We start from the raw sequence: 3,417 nt of genomic DNA, 5'->3' as shown, positions 1-3,417 counted from the left end.
AAGGTAACTCCATTTATTGGAAAGAGGACAGCGCTAATGATATGTTATTCATACGGTCTTTTTACAAGGCTGGGCGATGGGAAGATATTGAAAGAATGGCTTATGCAGGCGGGTTAGCAATGGCTTCATAACTACCCACAAATCGCAAATGCGCCCGTTAGCAGGGGGTTCCTCGCCTAGAAAAGTGTTCATTAGAACAATGGACTTGATCGACAAAGGATGTTTGTATGCAAGCTCAGCTGCCCACATTCCACCAACGGATAAGCCAATAATTGCAAACTGATCATCTAATTTTAGATGTCTCATAAGTGTCATCATATCATCTGCAATATCAGATAAATCATTATTTTCACGCGGGAGCGCATCAGATTGTCCATGTCCCCATAAATCAGGAACAATACATCGATAGGATTTACTTAGGTGATGTATTTGTGGTGCCCACATTTTATGATCCCATAAGTAACTATGACCAAATAAAATAGGAAACCCATGACCAATATCTAGATAACGAAGTTCTTTTCCTTTTATTTCTAATGTTTTCATCATTAACCTCCATGATTTAGTGCAATATTTGAAGTTTTTTTAAGCATAAATAAAAATCCTTTTTGCTGTGCGGTTTATAATGATAATTCTATATAACTAAGTCACATGTAAAGCAAAGCATATAAATTGTATCTAATAGTATCGGTTACTTGGGTGTGAAATTAAAGTGCCATGGAATAGGTGCGTTGGTATCCCTGTGTATTGCCATGTATCTGGATTTTTTACTTAACCAGCTTATAGTGAGTAAAGCAGCATCCGGTAGCTCACAGTTTGCTGCTTTGAAAATATAAAGATTTAAAAAGGATTTAGGTAACCTGATTATGATAGGAAAATATATACGTTTTGGTTTGGGATGGTTTGGTCTCTTAATAATTTTGGCTCTATTTATTATTGCTTATTATTACACAAACCAAGACAGGAGCATTGATTCAACAAAATGGGTGCCCAAAGCTGAAATGATGACGTATCGTGCTCAAATGAAGCCTATAGTCTATATGAAGTTCGAGAATGGGAGATTCTCAGCTTTTGATGATTCAATCTCTATTGTTGGTAGATACTATGATGTATCACATATGTTAGATATTACCGAGAATGAAAGTATACAAATAACTCAGAGCTCTTTTTTGAAGAAAATACAGCAAGCTCATTATTTTAAACAAAATAATGGTGTCTTGTATCTTTTGAATGAAAGTCGTGAGCAAATAGAAATACTTTATAGGGTATAACTTCAAACGATGATGGGGATGATGATACATCGATTGATATATTATCAGCAACATTTTCTAATAAATAATTGCAGTTATGCATTTTAGAATAGATACCCCCGGGTAAACCCGGGGTTCTTGAGCGGCGAAGCCGCTGCACAACTTCGTTATGCGGTTAACGCTCCACGTTGTGAAGCGACCAAAATTAAATACTCAATTTAATTTTGGTATTCTCATTCACCCACGGGTATCACCCGTGGTGCTCTGTCTTCGACCGCATAGATCTATGCTTTTAATAACACTCCGTTAATTAAAGCTGGCTCCTTCTTTTTGCAAGAAGTATGTCAAGTTTGAGAAATTGAGGTTGAAATAGAAAATATGCATAACCGTAGTAAATAATAATTGTTTAATGTTTCATTAAATATTTCAACGACGCCTTTTAGTGTAGAAAATAGGGAGCTATATGTCATTTAAGAAAACAATAATACTTTCATCCATGTTTTGGTTTGCATCAAGTGTCGGTGCTAATACTAAGTTACCAATCTGTGAGGATCTTCAAGGTACTACGCTAAAGCATTACTGTTTATATGATAATGATTGGGGAGCTGATATGCCAGTAAACCTGCCATTTAATAATAATGTGATGATAAAAAATACTATTTACCATAATAATAATTATTTCAAAAATGAGGATATTGATAATTACATGTCAATTGTCGATTGGACGGATTATGACAAAGAATTCGTGCTAATTTATGTATTATGTGGTAATTCGGGGTCATGGCAAGATGTAAGTTATAGAATTGGAAATACTCAAGAAGTATTAACGATCAATGATTTGAAGAACACAGGCATGAGAAAGGATATCAGTACAATGCTTGATATATTCTTTGTAGGCAATAAAATAGCAGATCATTTTGGTCTCCCTGTGGATGAAATTAAATACGATATTAGGCCTGCTTTTGTGTCGAAAGAAGTTGCTGATACAACAAAAAGCGGTGATGAAATAGAAATCTATGATAGTGATCTAGGTCTTTTTGCAACATTGTTAAATGGTATCGAGTTGCGTAAATATTCGATAAATGTAGATACTCGATCTAGATGTTTACTATACAATGGCGATGTGATTGTAGGTTTTGATTTTGATCAATGTGATCTTGAAGTCACTTTGTATAACGCTTCTGTTCCAAATGCTGTTAACCCTGATGGTGTTCCAGGAACATCTGATGGTACTTGTAGTGTTCCAGGTGATTCACCTTTGTCTGGTTACTTTTATCCTTGTGCCATTTATCGTAATAGCAACAACCAAGTACCTATTCGTATAGAATTGAATGCTTATAAGTGGGAAAAGGTACCAGGTGGATTCGAACGTGGCGAACCAGTTAATTTACCTAATACTTTAGCTCAATACTTAAATTTCACTTTTGAAGTAAAGAATAATAGTACGCAAACTGCACCTGAGTATAATTTGCCTAACATTGCTGAGAAAGTCAGGTTTGGAGATAGGCGAAATATATATACTTTAGGCTCTTCTAGTGGTTGTCAAAATGGTATAGAAAATTTAATACCTAAATATCAACAAACAAAGAGTCATGAAGCTTTAGGTATTATTAAATATGTGACTGCTGATAAGAAGTTTAATACGGTAGTTAGCCCCTATCCTATTTCAATAAAAATAAAATCTGTAACAATTGGAAGTCAAACATTATCACCAGAGAACTATAAAAAAACAGGGATAGTTAAACTCGATTTAATAAAAGATAGTGATTTAAATATAGATGGTTCTACTAAATCAATCAATGGTAATATCCCAAGTGATAATACTCTTCTAACACTAGTGAAAGATTATAGTGAAAACGATTCTTATGTTAATGTGTTGTGGTATGTAAGAGAATTATTCTTTGCGTTTTTATATAAATTTGAACAAAAGAATGATACAAGATATACGCCTAAAGAAAAGATGTGCTATGCTCAAATTGAACTAAAAGCTTTAAAGAATTTACAGCTAGAATATAAGGATGATTATGATAAACCTGATAGCATTATAATACCCCAAGAAATTTAAACAGTATCTTTTGAAATTCATTTCCGATATATTGTTGAAAGTGAAATGAACAGAGGGCGTATTTATGAGCACAAAAAGGACAAGTTACTCATCCGAGTTTAAGGT

At 34.0% G+C, this 3,417-nt stretch carries 3 protein-coding genes; 2 read left to right on the top strand and 1 reads right to left on the bottom strand.

Annotated elements, in window-relative coordinates:
* Positions 1 to 48: 48 nt before the first annotated feature.
* Complete coding sequence (locus tag DNJ75_RS14450) at positions 49 to 546, bottom strand: alpha/beta fold hydrolase (protein ID WP_206609123.1); 498 nt, start codon at positions 544 to 546, stop codon at positions 49 to 51.
* Between the two features lie 317 nt (positions 547 to 863).
* On the opposite strand from DNJ75_RS14450, the gene DNJ75_RS14445 reads away from it, so the two are divergent.
* Positions 864 to 1,268: a hypothetical protein gene (locus DNJ75_RS14445; RefSeq protein ID WP_117004139.1), complete on the top strand. Its 405-nt coding sequence runs from the start codon at positions 864 to 866 to the stop codon at positions 1,266 to 1,268.
* 442 nt (positions 1,269 to 1,710) lie between these two features.
* On the top strand, positions 1,711 to 3,312 hold the full coding sequence (locus DNJ75_RS14440; RefSeq protein WP_117004138.1) for a hypothetical protein: 1,602 nt from the start codon (positions 1,711 to 1,713) through the stop codon (positions 3,310 to 3,312).
* Positions 3,313 to 3,417: the final 105 nt, after the last annotated feature.

This window comes from Cysteiniphilum litorale (genome assembly GCF_003428165.1).
GTDB lineage: Bacteria > Pseudomonadota > Gammaproteobacteria > Francisellales > Francisellaceae > Caedibacter > Caedibacter litoralis.
This window is presented reverse-complemented; position numbering and strand designations above follow the sequence as displayed.